This is a genomic window from Ekhidna sp. (assembly GCF_039960695.1).
GTDB lineage: Bacteria > Bacteroidota > Bacteroidia > Cytophagales > Cyclobacteriaceae > Ekhidna.
The window spans coordinates 266,361-282,689 of the sequence record NZ_JBDVKP010000020.1 but is presented as its reverse complement, the minus strand read 5'-3'; the positions used below and the strand labels follow the sequence as shown (position 1 = coordinate 282,689).

General features: G+C 38.1%; 15 protein-coding genes. 7 read left to right on the top strand and 8 right to left on the bottom strand.

Annotated elements, in window-relative coordinates; translation table 11 throughout:
- Nucleotides 1-51: 51 nt before the first annotated feature.
- The gene (gene serS, locus ABJG98_RS17470; RefSeq protein WP_348280837.1) at nucleotides 52-1,335 is read right to left on the bottom strand and encodes a serine--tRNA ligase; all 1,284 of its coding nucleotides are present in this window, start codon (nucleotides 1,333-1,335) and stop codon (nucleotides 52-54) included.
- Nucleotides 1,336-1,578: 243 nt separating this feature from the next.
- Here serS and rho point away from each other — a divergent pair, with 243 nt between their 5' ends.
- Nucleotides 1,579-3,153, top strand: a complete 1,575-nt coding sequence (rho, locus tag ABJG98_RS17465; protein ID WP_348280836.1) for a transcription termination factor Rho — start codon at nucleotides 1,579-1,581, stop codon at nucleotides 3,151-3,153.
- Nucleotides 3,154-3,258: 105 nt separating this feature from the next.
- The gene (locus ABJG98_RS17460; protein WP_348280835.1) at nucleotides 3,259-4,320 is read left to right on the top strand and encodes a hypothetical protein; all 1,062 of its coding nucleotides are present in this window, start codon (nucleotides 3,259-3,261) and stop codon (nucleotides 4,318-4,320) included.
- Between the two features lie 56 nt (nucleotides 4,321-4,376).
- Here ABJG98_RS17460 and ABJG98_RS17455 read toward each other — a convergent pair whose 3' ends face one another.
- The 7 genes from ABJG98_RS17455 to ABJG98_RS17425 all read right to left on the bottom strand — a co-directional run bounded on the left by ABJG98_RS17455 (nucleotide 4,377) and on the right by ABJG98_RS17425 (nucleotide 11,850).
- Nucleotides 4,377-5,582 (bottom strand): NAD(P)-dependent oxidoreductase, encoded by a 1,206-nt coding sequence (locus tag ABJG98_RS17455; protein ID WP_348280834.1) that lies wholly within the window; start codon nucleotides 5,580-5,582, stop codon nucleotides 4,377-4,379.
- Between the two features lie 58 nt (nucleotides 5,583-5,640).
- On the bottom strand, nucleotides 5,641-5,823 hold the full coding sequence (locus ABJG98_RS17450; protein WP_348280833.1) for a hypothetical protein: 183 nt from the start codon (nucleotides 5,821-5,823) through the stop codon (nucleotides 5,641-5,643).
- A gap of 11 nt (nucleotides 5,824-5,834) precedes the next feature.
- Nucleotides 5,835-7,364: a glutamate--tRNA ligase gene (gene gltX, locus ABJG98_RS17445; RefSeq protein WP_348280832.1), complete on the bottom strand. Its 1,530-nt coding sequence runs from the start codon at nucleotides 7,362-7,364 to the stop codon at nucleotides 5,835-5,837.
- Nucleotides 7,365-7,432: 68 nt separating this feature from the next.
- Nucleotides 7,433-7,810, bottom strand: coding sequence for a RidA family protein (locus tag ABJG98_RS17440; protein ID WP_348280831.1), 378 nt, complete (start codon nucleotides 7,808-7,810; stop codon nucleotides 7,433-7,435).
- Between the two features lie 9 nt (nucleotides 7,811-7,819).
- Entirely contained in the window at nucleotides 7,820-9,658 is a 1,839-nt protein-coding gene (glmS, locus tag ABJG98_RS17435) for a glutamine--fructose-6-phosphate transaminase (isomerizing) (protein ID WP_348280830.1), read from the bottom strand.
- A 10-nt stretch (nucleotides 9,659-9,668) separates the two neighbouring features.
- Entirely contained in the window at nucleotides 9,669-11,003 is a 1,335-nt protein-coding gene (locus tag ABJG98_RS17430; RefSeq protein WP_348280829.1) for a DUF4270 family protein, read from the bottom strand.
- Between the two features lie 37 nt (nucleotides 11,004-11,040).
- Nucleotides 11,041-11,850 (bottom strand): glycogen/starch synthase, encoded by an 810-nt coding sequence (locus ABJG98_RS17425; protein ID WP_348280828.1) that lies wholly within the window; start codon nucleotides 11,848-11,850, stop codon nucleotides 11,041-11,043.
- 114 nt (nucleotides 11,851-11,964) lie between these two features.
- Here ABJG98_RS17425 and panC point away from each other — a divergent pair, with 114 nt between their 5' ends.
- From panC to ABJG98_RS17400, 5 genes are all read left to right on the top strand, one after another.
- Complete coding sequence (gene panC / locus ABJG98_RS17420) at nucleotides 11,965-12,816, top strand: pantoate--beta-alanine ligase (RefSeq protein ID WP_348280827.1); 852 nt, start codon at nucleotides 11,965-11,967, stop codon at nucleotides 12,814-12,816.
- 6 nt (nucleotides 12,817-12,822) lie between these two features.
- Nucleotides 12,823-13,173, top strand: a complete 351-nt coding sequence (panD, locus tag ABJG98_RS17415) for an aspartate 1-decarboxylase (RefSeq protein WP_348280826.1) — start codon at nucleotides 12,823-12,825, stop codon at nucleotides 13,171-13,173.
- 3 nt (nucleotides 13,174-13,176) lie between these two features.
- Nucleotides 13,177-14,151: a lysylphosphatidylglycerol synthase transmembrane domain-containing protein gene (locus tag ABJG98_RS17410; protein ID WP_348280825.1), complete on the top strand. Its 975-nt coding sequence runs from the start codon at nucleotides 13,177-13,179 to the stop codon at nucleotides 14,149-14,151.
- Nucleotides 14,152-14,273: 122 nt separating this feature from the next.
- Nucleotides 14,274-14,966 (top strand): zinc metallopeptidase, encoded by a 693-nt coding sequence (locus tag ABJG98_RS17405; RefSeq protein ID WP_348280824.1) that lies wholly within the window; start codon nucleotides 14,274-14,276, stop codon nucleotides 14,964-14,966.
- A 121-nt stretch (nucleotides 14,967-15,087) separates the two neighbouring features.
- Nucleotides 15,088-16,227, top strand: a complete 1,140-nt coding sequence (locus ABJG98_RS17400; RefSeq protein WP_348280823.1) for an acyl-CoA dehydrogenase — start codon at nucleotides 15,088-15,090, stop codon at nucleotides 16,225-16,227.
- Nucleotides 16,228-16,329 lie beyond the last annotated feature (102 nt).

Here is a 16,329-nt window from a genome sequence, read left to right as displayed (position 1 = left end):
TGAAGGTAACTATTGCGGATTGAAATCTCGAAGGACTTTACATCAGAGGTTTCAGCTCTTTCGAATCTCCTTGAAACCGAGATATGAATGGAGTACTTCAGGCATTTTAATGTGATCGCTTGCTTGATTATTTTCGAGAACTGCTGCCATTATTCTGGGTAGTGCCAGCGCACTTCCATTTAAGGTATGAGCCAGTTCTTTTTTGCCACCGTTATTTTTAATTCTAAGTTTCAATCTATTTGCCTGAAACGTCTCAAAGTTTGAGACAGAACTCACTTCCAGCCATTTTTCTTGAGCAGCAGAATAAACCTCAAAATCATAGGTAATGACGGAAGTAAACCCCAGATCTCCTGCGCATAGTTTAAGAATACGATACGGTAGATTCAACGATTTAATTAATTCTTCTACGTGTACTACCATCTGATCCAAAACTTCATATGATTTTGATGGGTCAGCGATCTGCACAATTTCCACTTTATCAAATTGATGAAGTCTGTTTAAACCGCGTACATGCGAACCCCAAGAACCTGCCTCTCTCCTGAAACATGGCGTATGTCCTGCATGCTTGATCGGTAGTTGGTCTTCTTTTAATATGACATCCCGATACATATTAGTAATAGGTACTTCTGCTGTAGGGATCAAATACAGGTCATTAGCTTCCGTGTGGTACATCTGACCTTCTTTATCAGGAAGCTGTCCTGTACCTAGGCCCGATGCTTCATTGATTAATACTGGAGGCTGTACTTCTTCATAACCCGCTTCTGCTGCCTTATCAAGGAAGTAATTGACCATCCCTCTGACCAATCGAGCACCTTGTTTTTTATAGAATGGAAATCCTGCTCCTGTGACCTTATTACCAATTTCGAAATCAACGATATCGTATTCTTCAATCAAGTCCCAATGTGGTTTTTTATTACTTCCCAAATCAGGTATGTTGTCGTCAATGACTTTGATGACCTCATTATCAGCATCCGTCTTCCCCGGGGGAACAGTATCATGTGGGATATTTGGAATATTGTATAAATGTTTTGTTAATGAAACTTCGACGTTGCTCAGTTCTTCACTAAGAGTCTTACTGTTTTGTTTAAGCTTCGTAGTTTTTGTTTTTGCTACTTCAGCTTCATCTTTTTTTCCTTGTTGGAATAGCTGGCCAATTTCTTTTGCTAGCTTATTTGATTCATGTAGAATCTCATCTAGTTCTCCTTGAAGTTTTTTGCGTTGTTCATCAAGCATTAGAACCTCTTTCAAAAGGGTTTCTGCACCCTCCAGTCCCCTTTTTTCTAATCCTTTGACGCATCGATCAAATTCGTTTTCTATGGTAATAACCTGCAACATGAATCTTCAGTTTTTATAAGGTCGCAAAGAAAAAAGATTTTGCGGTGAAAAGGGGACTCAAATCATATTTAGGTAAAATATTAGTTGCTATTTGTGAAATAGTAGGGGATAGCCTATCATTGCGAAGCAATCCACGAAAAACTCATCCGGGTTTTTCAGCTTTAACAAAAGCAAACAAGCGATTACCACGTATTCTTAGGAATCATTTTAATTAAATATTGAAACCCACTTTTATACAAAGTTATGTACACACTAGATGATCTTAGTGTAATGCTGCTATCCGAACTGAAGGAAATAGCAGAGAAGCTAGGAATTAAGAACCACAAGAAACTTGCAAAACAGGACCTTATCTATGCTATCCTGGACCAGCAAGCAAGTATGCCAGAAGGCGAAATCAAAAAAATCAAGAATGAGGCAGTAGGTGGAGAACCTACTGACGAGCCGAAGGAGAAATTAGACAAAAAGCCTCGAGCTAAGAAAGAAGCTCCTAAAAAGGATAAACCAGCTGGAGACCAAAAGGAAGAGAAAAAAGAGCATTCTGACAAAAAGCGCAGCGACGATAAGAAACAGGATGACAAGCCTGAAAAGAAAGATGGCGACAATAAAGAACGCCAAGAGAGAGATAGCCAGCGAGCAGAACGTGAAGCCGAACGTCAGGAAAAGAGAAGAAAGAAAGAGGCTTATAATGAAGAAATCAAAGAGTTTGATGGCGTAATTGAAAATGAAGGTGTACTTGAAATCATGCAGGATGGTTATGGTTTCCTTCGATCAAGTGACTACCATTACCTGGCCAGCCCGGATGATATTTATGTATCTCCTTCACAGATCAAATTATTTGGTCTAAAAACTGGTGATACAGTAAAAGGTCAGATTAGGCCTCCTAAGGATGGTGAAAAGTATTTTGCGCTTCTAAAAGTTGAAACCGTAAATGGTAAAACAACTGAAGAGGTTAGAGATCGAGTCGCGTTTGAGTATTTAACTCCACTTTTCCCTCAAGAGAAGCTCAATCTAAGTACTAAGCCAGACAACTACTCAACCAGAATTCTTGATCTTTTCTCACCAATTGGAAAGGGACAAAGAGGAATGATTGTAGCACAACCAAAAACAGGTAAAACAGTGCTTCTAAAGAACGTTGCAAATGCAATTGCTGAGAATCATCCTGAGTGTTACCTAATGGTGCTACTTATTGATGAACGTCCTGAGGAAGTGACTGACATGGCAAGATCTGTAAAAGGTGAAGTCGTTGCATCAACTTTTGATGAGCAGGCTGATAAGCATGTGAAGGTATCAAACATGGTACTTGAGAAAGCTAAGCGAATGGTAGAGTGTGGTCATGATGTGGTAATCCTTTTGGATTCAATCACACGATTAGCAAGAGCGCACAATACAGTTGTACCTTCATCGGGTAAAATTCTTTCCGGGGGTGTGGACGCGAATGCACTTCACAAACCGAAACGATTTTTTGGTGCAGCAAGAAATGTTGAGAATGGCGGATCATTAACCATCATAGCTACTGCTCTTATTGAGACCGGCTCGAAGATGGATGAGGTAATTTTTGAAGAATTCAAAGGAACTGGTAATATGGAGCTGCAACTCGATAGAAAACTTTCTAATAAGAGGGTTTATCCAGCTATTGATGTTCCAGCATCAGGAACTCGTAGAGAAGACCTATTGATGGATCCTGAAGAACTGAAACGTGTGTGGATTTTGCGTAAGTTCATGTCTGACATGAATAGCAATGAAGCAATGGAATTCTTGTTGAGTAAGATGAAAGGCACCACCAATAACGAAGAGTTTTTGGTGAGTATGAACGGGTAACATTCCAATAACAAATTATTAAAAGCTGGACTTAGGGGTCTGGCTTTTTTTTTATGCCATTGAGGTATGCATACAAATACAAAAAAAGGTACAAACTCAATACGCATGAAAAAACTGGTTTTTGCTTCAATTATGATTCTTTTCGTTTTGACAGGATGTCAAAATGACGAAGAGCAAACTGTAGACTTGAATCCTGACGAAGCGAAGGAGATGGTAGATGGGACTTCTGCATCATTGTCTAATGATATTGTGTCATTGGTAGAATCTGATGGTGTCAATGAGTTGATGCACCTCGCTCAACTACTGGATGATTATGCTCTAATAGGCGGAAGAACTAGCCAGAAAGCATGGACAAAGGAACGATTGAAAATAATCTCGCAATATTTCGTAGCTGGTCCCTCAGCACGCGTTGGAGCGAACAATCCTACCACTTTTGAAGACATTAAAGGACTTTATACATGGAATTTCGAACTGCAAGAATTCGATGTAGAAGAATCAGATTTTTTCATTGTTCTATTCCCAACAGATGGATCAAATACGAATAATGTCGAGTTTAAAATTTCAAATCTTGAATTTGAAACGATTACAGAAGTATGGGAAGACATTGTTGATGAATATGAAGTTCCAAGTCTGATTGAAGCACACTTGAAAGTGGATGACATTACAATTGTTGAACTTTCTTACAATGTAAAATGGACAAATGACGGTACACCAGAAGAAGCAGATGTAAGTCTTTTTATTGATCCTTTTAGCTTTGTAATTGACTTTAAGGACACTTTTGTGAAGTCTACTAGCTTACTTGCTTCGGTATCCATGAGTGATGAGTTGATAGCAAGTATTGACGTAGATGTATCTTATGAAACTGAAAGTAAAGATGATGTCAACTTTGTTGAAGGGAACGTTCAATACAGAGGTCTAAAAATTGAGGGTAATGTGGATGTAAGGGAGATAGGAGAAGACGGCAATCCAAACGATTTTATCAACCTGACTTTATATTCTGATGGCTCTAAAGTTGGAGATATTGTTTTTGTTTTGGAGGAGGATACTGATGGATTCCAGGATTATGTTCCATATGTGCAATATGCTGATGGATCTCAAGAAAATCTTGAAGACATATTAGCTCCTGTATTGGCAGAGATAGATGCCATTTTTGCTGAGTTTGAATAGGACTTTAAGTAAAAATGTAACATAAAAAACCTTCCTGTGAAGTACAGGAAGGTTTTTTATTTGCCATCTACATAATCATTAAGGTAGTTGTATTTTTCGGTAAGTGCGCCATCTTTTGTAATTGTAGCTCTATGAATTATTCCTTTTTCATCATTGCCAAGAAGGTGTGGAATTACATTATTGACAAGTTCATTTCCAAAGCTTTCTGAAGCATCTCGAGGCAATTCACATGGCAGATTATCCACAGCCATTACTGTTATATTTCCCTCATCAGTTAATGCTTGCTCTACCTCATCATCACTTGGATTATAGTCATAGATCGGATCATCAATTGTACTGGGTTTTTTTGTAGAGGGTATTGATCCTTCGATATCGCACGTAATATCAGCAATTATTCTAATGTCAAAATCGTCACGGATAATATCTTCACGACGGAAAAGTACTGGAGCAGCTGGATCCCAAAATGCACAAGCTATTAGAACATCAGTCACCTTAGAATACTTTAAAAAATCTCCTTCATAAAGCTCGGGGTTTGAGTAAAATTCATTTCTATGAAACTCTCCACCATCTTTTCGTTTGTTATAATCTCTAGAGTTGAGCTGTGTAAATACAGGTTCTTCGAATCGTTGTGTTAGAAATTCATGAGGAGTTACTTGACTAATTCCCGCTCCAAGCAATACTTCCATTGCTCCTTTGGTCACTCGTCCTCCACCAGTCAAGGCAATCTTTATATTTGGGAGATCAATCTTTTCGAATTCCTTTTTTAGATCTTCATAATCAAAGCATTCATTTGCTCTTCTCAAATTGAAAAGATTGTATCTCTTTCCATAAGTCCAAAGGCCATTATATGCACCAACTATTCCAGCCCATCTACCAAATGCGATTATCCGATTGCCATTTTCGTTGGTCAATGTCTCCCAATCGATTAATCTGATTTTCTTATCAAGTATAGATCTAAGTAAATCTCGATTGTAATCTTGTTTTTTAATTGTATGAGAGAAAAAAAAGTGTGTTTTTTCTGGTATCAGATTGTTCATTGGCACTTCTTTGACTCCAAGAATTATGTCACAATCTTCAACAGAATCTACTATAGAAAGTCCTTCATTTCGATAATCATCGTCAGAGAAGCATCTGATATCGCTGGATTGAACGAGAACTTCTACTTCAAATTTTTCTGCGATTTGTTTTGCTTGCTGAGGTGTAAGAGGGACTCTCCTGTCAATGGGAATTTTACCCTCTTTGATAATGCCGATTTTTGTCATTTCGCCTTGTTTATTGCATGCGAAATTAGTCAATCGACTTTGAGGTAAAAATAAGCAGCTAGTCTTTCTTTAGCTCATCAATATCGTCTCTATCCTTCAGCTTTTTATCCTCTACATTTTTATTTAAGAACTTATTAAGTTCGTCGATAGGCATGCTAGATGATATTTCTCCAAAAGAATCAACCTTAAGTTCTAACCCATCCAATTCTTTATGCACTCTTGCTTTTTCCTTTTTGCTCATAATTCTCAGCTTTATTTATTTAACGTAGCAATAGATGATTTGATTCGCTTTGCTGCTGTCTCACTGCCAAGAATTTCTATTACTGTCATCAAATCGGGGCCAGACCCCTCTCCTGTAAGTGCCAAGCGCAATGTTTGCATAAACTGTCCAGGCTTATATCCAGCACTCTCTAAGGTCTCCCAGAAAAGGCTTTTAGCGGATTCTGCATTGATTTTTTCTGTCGATTCAAGATTATCTGCGTAAAGTAAGAGTGCTTTAGAGGCATCTTCATCCCATTTTTTCTTAATGATCTTTTCATCAAAAGTGGTTGGAGCTTGAAAGATGACCCGTCCGCCATCAGCAAATTCATTTGGAAAGGTTACTCGCTCTTTGAGCAGATCTACGATTTGTACAGCGATCTCTCGTGTACAGTCTATGTTGTGGTTTTCTTTTAAATCTTTGATTAGACCCGGCACGAAAAGGTTGGATTCTGTTGATTTGATATACTGTTGATTAAACCACTTCGCTTTTTCAAAGTCAAACTTTGTGCCTGCTTTGTTAATTCGAACGTCTGAAAACTCTTTCACTAGCTCATTTAATGAGAATATTTCTTGCTCTGTTCCTGGATTCCATCCGAGGAATGCTAAGAAATTGATAAGTGCTTCAGGCATGAAACCAATCTCTTTAAATCCTTGTGAAACTTCGTTGGTATCGGGATCTTTCCAATCGAGCGGAAAGATGGGAAATCCAGCTTTATCCGCAGCTCGCTTGCTTAATTTACCATTGCCATCAGGCTTTAAAATAAGAGGTAAGTGTGCAAATTGAGGCATCACATCTGCCCAACCCAAAAACTGATAAAGTAAAACATGCAAAGGTGCTGAAGGAAGCCATTCTTCTCCTCTTATTACATGTGTGATTTTCATTAGATGATCGTCGACAATGTTTGCTAAATGATAAGTAGGCATACCGTCAGATTTCATCAATACTTTGTCATCTAAAACTTCAGTATGGACCATCACCCATCCGCGTACCATATCGTTTAGTCGCACTTCTTCTTTCTTGGGAATTTTAATTCTGATAACGTACGAATCACCATTTTCAATTCTTCGCTTTACCTCATCTTCTGATAGCGTTAGTGAATTTTTCATGGTGGTGCGAGTTATTGTATCATACTGAGGGTTTACGACTCTTGATTCCTTTAACCGCTCACGCATTGCATCTAATTCTTCTGGCGTATCAAAAGCATAATAGGCGTTACCTTCAGCTACTAGCTTATCGGCGTACTGTCGATAAATTTCCTTTCTCTCGGATTGTCGATAAGAACCAAAAGAACCACCTTGATCGGGACCTTCATCTGGGGTGATCCCACACCAATCTAAGGTGTCTTTGATGTACTTCTCAGCACCATTTACAGATCTAGTTTGATCGGTATCTTCAATTCGAAGTATAAACTGACCGTTGTTCTTTTTTGCAAAAAGGTAATTGAATAGGGCAGTTCTTACTCCTCCAATATGTAAACCACCAGTGGGACTGGGAGCGAATCTTACTCTTACGTTTTCCATCTATACTTTTGATTGGAGCGCAAAAATAAGGATCAGTTGATGGAATGTTGAGTAATGCTTAGCTATTCTTAAAAAGTAGCGATACAGGAAATCTCTACATTCACTCCTTTTGGAAGTCCGCTGACCTCTACTGTTTCTCTTGCCGGCGGATTTTCCAGAAAATACTTTCCGTAAACAGTATTGATTCTGGCAAAGTCATTCATACTAGAAACGAAAATAGAGCACTTTAATACATGTGGGAATGACAATCCTGCTTCTTCCAATATGTATCCAATATTTTTCATCACTTGCTCTGTCTCTTCTTCAATGGAACCCTCAATTAAGATATCATTTTCTTGATCGATGGGTATTTGTCCAGATATATACAGCGTATTGCCCGATTTTACCGCTTGAGAATATGGCCCTATCGGTGCCGGAGCTTTTGATGAGTTAATAATTTCCTTCATAACTACAAGTTATTCTACTGTAACAGATTTTGCCAAATTTCTCGGTTGATCAACGTTAGCACCACGCATTACTGCAATATGATAACTAAGAAGTTGAAGTGGGATAACAGAAACAAGCGGCATTAGTGATTCATGAGTAGCTGGCACTTCTATCGTGAAGTCGGCCATGGTAGGAATTAAAGCATCACCTTCAGTCACAATTGCGATTACTATACCTTTTCTTGCTTTCACCTCTTGTATGTTCGAGACAATTTTATCGTAGCTGCTATCACGGGTAGCGATTACTACTACAGGCATATTTTCATCAATTAACGCAATGGGACCATGCTTCATTTCTGCTGCAGGATATCCTTCTGCATGGATGTAAGAAATTTCCTTAAGTTTTAATGCCCCCTCAAGTGCAACTGGAAAATTATATCCTCTGCCGAGGTAGAGGAAGTTTTTAGCATTTTTGAACATATCAGAGATATGTTCAATCTTTTCATTTGACTTTAAGGCTAGTTCTACTTTGTTTGGAATTAGACTTAGTTCAGTTAGGTGCTCACGAAATTTATTATCAGTTATGGTTCCTTTATTGAAAGCAGCTTTTAAAGCGATCATATAAAGGACAGTAAGTTGAGCGGTAAATGCCTTAGTGGAAGCTACTCCAATTTCTGGACCTGCATGAAGATAAGCCCCTTCATGAGAGACTCTAGAAATTGATGAACCGACGGTATTTACAACACCTAAAACAATTGCTCCTTTGTTCTTTGCTAATTCAATTGCAGCAAGTGTATCAGCAGTCTCACCTGACTGAGAGATGGCGATTACGATATCACCCTCCTTTATCACTGGATTTCTGTATCTAAATTCTGAAGCATATTCTACTTCAACTGGAATTCTGCATAAATCTTCAAAAACATATTCTGCTACAAGTCCAGCATGCCATGAAGTTCCACAAGCTATGATTATAATTCGCTCTGCATTCTGGAGTGCTTTTGCATGGTTCCTTATTCCACCCAAAACTAATTCTCCCTTTTCTGCATTGAGTCGTCCTCTCATGCAGTCTGCTATTGATATGGGTTGCTCAAAAATTTCTTTTTGCATGAAATGTTCATGACCACCTTTCTCTATTGCTTCTAATTCTAATTCTAACGTTTGGATATAAGGAGTTTGTGGTACGTCTTTAGCATCTTTAATCAGGTATTCTCCATTCTCAATAACAACTATCTCTTCATCATTCAAATAGATTACCTCATTTGTATATTCAATGATTGGCGTTGCATCAGACGCTAAGAAAAATTCATCCTTGCCTAGTCCTAGTACAAGAGGGCTTCCTTTTCGGGCAGCCACCAATTTATTGGGAGTTTCACTAGAAATTATTGCGATTGCATAAGCTCCAATTACTTTAGATAATGCTACTCTCAGCGCATCTTCAAGAGAAAGTTTTTCATTTATTTTTATGTCTTCTATGAAGTTGACAAATACCTCGGTATCAGTTTGACTCTGAAAAGTGTATCCCTTCTTTATCAAATCTTCTTTAATAGAACCATAGTTTTCAATGATACCATTGTGAATTAATGCAAGCTCTCCACTGTTTGAGACGTGTGGATGGGCGTTTACGTCATTTGGTTCACCGTGAGTTGCCCATCTTGTATGGCCGATTCCAATTTTACTTTCAAAATTGTCTTTTGAAATAATTTGCTCGAGATCGTGGACTTTCCCTTTTTTCTTAAAAACAGAGATTTCACCATTTTCCAGGAGAGCTACTCCTGTACTATCGTAACCTCGATATTCTAATCTTTTTAGCCCATTAATAAGAATAGGATAGCTGGGTCTATTACCCAAATAACCGACAATACCACACATGAAAATTTATTTATCGTTCTACTTCAGTATAATAAAGTCTCAATTTAATTCCGTTATTTTTAAAAATTGTCCGTTGCAACGTGACATCTGCGGTACTAATTGTAACTAAATCATCAATTGGGATGAGGGTTCCTCTTGTTGGATTTTGGTATACCAAACTATCCCTCTCTAAAAATTCTTGATAGAATTGCTGATAGAACAGTGTTGAGGAAAGAATAATTTTATTCTTAGTATCATTCAAGGAAGATGTTGCTGGATCAGATTGAGCGGACAGGTAACCATTATCTGACATTATTATATTCCCAAACGGATTATCTGCTGTGGCTGGCCCGAAAATTCTCCCATCTTGTTTTCTGAAGAAATTCATAAAACGAGTGAGCGTGTCTCTCTCAGTTTCAGACTCAAAATCCATCGATAACGTAGCATTATTAATTAGAATGTTTCTATTCTGATCGAAAAAATCTTCTATTCCCGCTATTGAAATTGCTGTTTTTATTCCAGCGATTGGGTCAATGATGGTCTCTCCAGAGGTAAGATCAAAATCTTCAAACTCATTAATTGCAGCAAACTCTGAACCAGATCTGTCTCGATTTAAATATGAATAATGTTTACCATTAAATCTAAAATAAGTTAGATAAGTTGTATCCTTTGCTCCAGGAGATACCGGAGAAGTATACATGATGATTCTGGTTGTATCGCTAGCGAGATTAATAGACGCAATACTTTCGGCAGATGATCCGGGTATAAATCCCATTGATCTAAAGACCGTTGTTGCGATTGATTTATCAGGATCTCCTGCAATGTTGCTCACATTATTGAAAAATGATTGTGCATAGCCGTTTTCCAGTTTAATTCTGTAAAGTGTATCGACTTCTGTATTAATGGAACCACTAAATGATCCAGCCAGCGTTCTTGGAGTCTGCTGAAGGCTTGCTAGGTAGATCGCACTATTTATGAGACTGTCTTCTAAATCATACACGGAAAATTCTTGAAACGATGTTCCTTGCTGAGGAACTATTGCATTTGTTTCAAGCACTACTACTATTGAGTCGAGCTTTAATGTGTCAAGAAAAATTTGATCATCTTCATCTCTCTGCCTAGGCATTGGACCTTTTTCATAGAAATACTGCAAATAACCCTCGGCAGACACAGTTCCTGTAATTGGATTTGAATAATTACCAACAAGAACTCTTGTCTCTCCGTCAGTTCTTAAGCTGTCAATATAAAGGTTTGTTGCAGGCAGCGTGAATTCTTGGAATTTGACAGATGCATCTGTTCCAAGATCATATTTTATACCAATATCTTCACTTGTTTCACAACCGAAAAAAACCGGGATTAAAATCATTAATCCCGGTTTAATCATATTTTTAAGTGAGAATTTCTTAGCCAATAAGTTCATTATATAAGTTATAGTAAGACTCCTCAAAATTTTCATCCTTTTCAATCGTATCTGTTTTCTTATGACCAAGGTCTGCAATTAGCTTTTTGAAACTGGCTGTATTTTCTTCTTTTGCATTAATTACAGCATCTGCATATTGCATGCCAAGCTTTACAAACCCATCATAATCTGCTGTTTTTAATGGATCAAGCATTTGGTCGTCAATATCGATCATTTTCACTTTTTCTAACAGGTCTTCTCCAAATTTATGCTGGAATCGATTGTTATAAATTGTGAAAACGGTCTTTGAGTCCTTATAGATAGGGTCGTTTTTATAAGTCGTTTTGGTATAAAGCGGGATTAAGCTTGTCATCCAATCATTACAGTGAATGATGTCTGGAGACCACCCAAGCTTCTTAACGGTTTCAAGAACTCCTTTACAGAAAAAGATTGCTCTCTCGTCATTATCTTCAAAGAAATTATCTTCCTTGTCAAAAAAGACAGACTTTCTATAAAAGTAATCTTCATTATCAATGAAGTAGACTTGAAGTTTTGCATTAGGGATGGATGCTACCTTTATAACTAATGGTTTTTCTTCATCTCCAACCGCAATGTTTATTCCAGAAAGTCTTACAACCTCATGCAAACGATTCTTTCTTTCGTTGATAAGCCCAAATCTTGGAACTAAAATCCTAATTTCCATTCCCCTTTCTTGCATCGCTTGGGGAAGCCTTCTCACAAACTCCGCTACTTCTGTGGTTTTGAGAAATGGATTGATCTCGCTTGCCACATAGAGGATTCTAATGTTTTCCATAAGTGCTTTTAATTAAATTCTTGATGGGACCTTTTAAAATGAGCACAAATTTACCATTTTTTTGATTTATTATCAACGCTTTCAATAAGTTAGCCAATTAAATAAACGCATAGTATGCACATTATTGGCGCCCTTGACGCCCTCTCTCAGACAGTTTCTGCCTTTGTTAAAAATGGCAAAACAATAGGTTTTGTCCCCACAATGGGCGCTCTTCATGATGGTCATCTGGCGTTGATTGAGCAGTCGGCTAAGGATAATGATGTTACTGTGGTTAGTATTTTTGTTAATCCTCTACAATTCAATAATCTTAATGACCTTGAGAAGTACCCTCGCGTTTTAGAAGATGACATTAGATTATTAGAGAACCAAAATGTTGATGTGTTATTCACGCCTACTGAAAACGAACTCTATGCAACCAAACCTTTAGTGTCAATAAATTTTGGCGTACTGGCAAATGGATTGGAGGGCGAGTTTAGATCTGGCCATTTTGAAGGGGTAGGAGTTGTCGTTAGCAAACTTCTACATATTGTTAGTCCCGATCGTACGTATTTTGGCTTAAAGGACTTACAACAATTTATTCTTATTAAGAGAATGTGTGAAGATCTAAGTTTTGCTTGTGAAGTAATAGGAGTGGAAACGGTAAGAGAACCATCAGGACTGGCTATGTCTTCCAGGAATAGCCTTCTGTCAGAGACTGGAAGAAACAATGCTTCAGTTCTGTACAAAGGACTGCAGATTTTGAAAGAAGGTGTAATGAAAGGCCAATCACTAAAAGCTTTACTCAAAAATACCAGAGTCATTTATGACAAAGCGGAAAATTTTAAACTGGAATACCTGGAAGCAATTGATCCAAAGGATTTCTCAAAAGTGGTAAAATATGAAGATCTTGATGAACTTGCAGTATGTGTTGCTGGTTATGTAGAGGGTATAAGACTAATTGATAATTTATATTTGCGGCTCAAATAGAAGGGCATGTACATAGAGGTACTAAAATCAAAGATTCATAGAGTTAAAATCACTGAAGCAGAGCTTCATTACGTTGGATCAATTACCATCGATGAGGATTTAATGGATGCAGCCAACTTGGTGGAGAATGAGAAAGTTCAGATTGTAAATATCAATAATGGCGAGCGTCTGGAAACTTATGTAATAAAGGGCGTGAGGGGCTCAGGTCAGATATGTCTAAACGGTCCTGCAGCAAGAAAGGCACAAGTAGGAGATATTGTAATTATTATCTCATATTGTACCATTGACCCATCAGAGGCAAAATCTCATGCTCCAGTAGTTGTGTTTCCAGATGAAAAGAATAGGCTCGGTTCTTAATTAATGTCAAAATCGCTAATTAATTTTTTAAAGGTCCTGGTCAGTATTGGCTTGGCTGGTATACTCCTCTACGTGGTATTTAGAAATGTAGCGTGGGAAGAATTCTGGCAACGAGCAAAATCCGTGGATTACACATGGGTTGTAGTTTCTATTTTATTGTCAATTATTGCATATGTGGCTCGAGCGTATCGCTGGAACATTCTTCTTGAACCACTGGGCTATAATTTAAAGACTTCCCGAACTACTCTAGCGGTTTTAATTGGTTATTTAGCTAACCTGGCTCTGCCTCGACTTGGAGAAATAACACGCTGTGGTGTGCTCAACAGAAATGATAAAGTAGCGATTCCTGCTGCTCTTGGAAGTGTTGTTACTGAGCGAATAATTGATGTGGTCACATTGTTGATTCTAATTTTGGTTAGTCTTATGGTGGAGTCAGCTAGACTTATGGCATTTTTAGATTCTGCATATAGGGACTTGAACATACCATCGTATATTATTTGGATTGTCTTTTTTACTGGAATTCTGGGGGCGATTTTGGTGATTGTCTTTATTCGAAAACAAGACCAGCTCAAAGGAAAGTTTGCAGACTTGATAAAAGGATTTATTTCAGGATTTTTATCCCTAAAGGACATTAAGCGACCGATCGGATTCATTCTTTCTACGATTGTCATATGGGTAGTATATTTTATGATGTCGTACATCATTGTATTCTCGCTTCCGGAGACATCCCAATTAGGAATAGGAGCAGGTCTAATGCTATTAATAACTGGTGGAATTGCACTTTCAATTCCGGTTCAAAGTGGATTTGGCACCTACCATGGCATGATTGCGGGAATGCTGGTATTGTACTCAATAGAAGAAACGACTGGCATTTTTCTAGCCACACTGCTACATACATCCCAGATTGCAGCGGTAGCTTTATTTGGTAGTATATCGTTAATAATTTCTTTTTTAATAAGAAGGAGAGCGGCCAAATAAGCGCCAATTTGGCAGGTAATAAAATTGGCTTGAATTTGGCAGCAACATCTCAAAGAAATTGACGTATTCTTGATTCAGAATTGGATCAAATTATTTTAGATTGAAATAGAGAAATAGAAAATATGCTAATCGTAATAATTGTAGTGTTCATGATTGCCAGTTGGGTGGTTAGTTCACGATTGAAGAGTAAATTCAAAAAATATTCGCAAGTATCATTGGGTTCAGGTTTGTCTGGAAAAGAGATCGCTGAATTGATGCTACGAGATAATGGAATCCATGATGTTACTGTTACTTCTGTACAGGGTAAACTAACTGACCATTATAACCCTGCTAATAAAACAGTAAATCTTAGTCCTGACGTATTTAGCGGAAGATCGGCTGCCGCTGCAGCCGTTGCTGCACACGAATGCGGTCATGCGGTTCAGCATGCAAAAGCTTATAGGTGGCTAGAGTTTAGATCAGCGATGGTGCCTGTTCAGAATATAAGTGCACGAGTGATGAATATTATATTCATGGCGATGCTCTTTGGGGCATTTGCACTTCCGGGAATTATTAACCCACAGCTTGCTTTGTTGGTTATCATCGCATGTTATAGTGTATTTACATTATTCGCATTTGTTACTCTTCCCGTAGAATATGACGCAAGTAACCGAGCGCTGGCATGGATTAAGGATCGAAATATTGTGGATGATCGAGAGCATGATATGGCCAAAGACGCACTCAATACTGCTGCATCAACCTATTTAGTTGCTGCTTTAGGAGCGCTTGCTACACTATTATATTACGTGATGATATTCCTTGGAAGCCGAGATTGATAGATAGAAATTTTGATTTTAAAAAGCCCCAAACAAAGGGGCTTTTTTATTGGTTGATAGTCAGCATGCATAACAATGAATATATTTGCGGCCATTCAATAATTTTTAATCTAAGATCGAGATGAATTTCAACTTTACCGAGGAGCAATTAGCAGTAAGGGACGCGGCAAGAGATTTCGCGCAAAAAGAACTTTTACCTGGAGTAATTGAACGTGATGAAAAGCAGCAGTTTCCTGTTGAACAGATCAAGCAATTAGGTGAGCTTGGATTTATGGGAATGATGGTAGACCCAAAATACGGTGGTAGCGGTATGGATACGGTATCATATGTCTTAGCCATGGAAGAAATATCTAAAGTTGATGCTTCTACATCTGTTTGTATGTCCGTAAATAACTCTTTGGTATGCTGGGGGCTCGAAAAATACGGAAATGAAGAGCAAAAGGAAAAATATTTAAAGCCGCTTGCAAGTGGGCAAAAGATTGGTGCTTTCTGCCTTTCCGAACCAGAGGCAGGATCTGATGCTACATCTCAAAGAACTACGGCCGAAGATAAAGGTGATTATTATTTATTGAACGGAACCAAAAACTGGATAACCAATGGAAATTCTGCTTCTTACTACATTGTAATGGCACAAACAGATCCAGAAAAGAAGCATAAAGGCATTAATGCTTTGATTGTTGAGAAAGGAATGGAAGGTTTTGTGGTTGGCAAGAAAGAAGACAAACTCGGTATCAGAGGAAGTGATACTCATTCATTGATGTTTCAGGATGTAAAAGTTCCGAAAGCCAATAGAATTGGTGATAATGGATTTGGATTCAGCTTTGCGATGAATGTACTGAACGGTGGAAGAATCGGAATTGCATCTCAAGCTCTTGGAATTGCCTCTGGTGCAATGGAATTGGCACTTAAATATTCTCAGGAGCGAAAGGCATTTGGAGTAGAAATATGCAAGCACCAGGCGATTCAATTCAAGCTTGCAGATATGGCTACTGAAATTGAAGCGGCTCGATTACTTTGTTTACAAGCGGCCCAAAAAAAGGACGCTGGAGAAGACTTTTCACAAGAAGGGGCTATGGCAAAATTGTTTGCTTCTGAAGTAGCTATGAAACAAACAGTAGAGGCTGTTCAGATACATGGAGGCTATGGGTTTGTCAAGGAATTTCATGTGGAGCGATTAATGCGGGACGCCAAAATCACACAGATATATGAAGGCACTTCGGAAATACAGCGTATAGTGATTTCCAGAGGTTTATTGAAATAGTTCAATAGTAGCAAGCTTACCCACCCTTTGTTTATTAGGTTTTAAAGGCGAATATTATTAGATTCGTCCTATTATTTTACTATTTATTGATAGATTAACCTG

Excerpts from the sequence above, each read along its gene's own strand:
- serS (WP_348280837.1), bottom strand. The coding sequence starts at position 1,335 with ATGTTGCAGGTTATTACCATAGAAAACGAATTTGATCGATGCGTCAAA.
- rho (WP_348280836.1), top strand. The coding sequence starts at position 1,579 with ATGTACACACTAGATGATCTTAGTGTAATGCTGCTATCCGAACTGAAG.
- ABJG98_RS17460 (WP_348280835.1), top strand. The coding sequence starts at position 3,259 with ATGAAAAAACTGGTTTTTGCTTCAATTATGATTCTTTTCGTTTTGACA.
- ABJG98_RS17455 (WP_348280834.1), bottom strand. The coding sequence starts at position 5,582 with ATGACAAAAATCGGCATTATCAAAGAGGGTAAAATTCCCATTGACAGG.
- ABJG98_RS17450 (WP_348280833.1), bottom strand. The coding sequence starts at position 5,823 with ATGAGCAAAAAGGAAAAAGCAAGAGTGCATAAAGAATTGGATGGGTTA.
- gltX (WP_348280832.1), bottom strand. The coding sequence starts at position 7,364 with ATGGAAAACGTAAGAGTAAGATTCGCTCCCAGTCCCACTGGTGGTTTA.
- ABJG98_RS17440 (WP_348280831.1), bottom strand. The coding sequence starts at position 7,810 with ATGAAGGAAATTATTAACTCATCAAAAGCTCCGGCACCGATAGGGCCA.
- glmS (WP_348280830.1), bottom strand. The coding sequence starts at position 9,658 with ATGTGTGGTATTGTCGGTTATTTGGGTAATAGACCCAGCTATCCTATT.
- ABJG98_RS17430 (WP_348280829.1), bottom strand. The coding sequence starts at position 11,003 with ATGATTTTAATCCCGGTTTTTTTCGGTTGTGAAACAAGTGAAGATATT.
- ABJG98_RS17425 (WP_348280828.1), bottom strand. The coding sequence starts at position 11,850 with ATGGAAAACATTAGAATCCTCTATGTGGCAAGCGAGATCAATCCATTT.
- panC (WP_348280827.1), top strand. The coding sequence starts at position 11,965 with ATGCACATTATTGGCGCCCTTGACGCCCTCTCTCAGACAGTTTCTGCC.
- panD (WP_348280826.1), top strand. The coding sequence starts at position 12,823 with ATGTACATAGAGGTACTAAAATCAAAGATTCATAGAGTTAAAATCACT.
- ABJG98_RS17410 (WP_348280825.1), top strand. The coding sequence starts at position 13,177 with ATGTCAAAATCGCTAATTAATTTTTTAAAGGTCCTGGTCAGTATTGGC.
- ABJG98_RS17405 (WP_348280824.1), top strand. The coding sequence starts at position 14,274 with ATGCTAATCGTAATAATTGTAGTGTTCATGATTGCCAGTTGGGTGGTT.
- ABJG98_RS17400 (WP_348280823.1), top strand. The coding sequence starts at position 15,088 with ATGAATTTCAACTTTACCGAGGAGCAATTAGCAGTAAGGGACGCGGCA.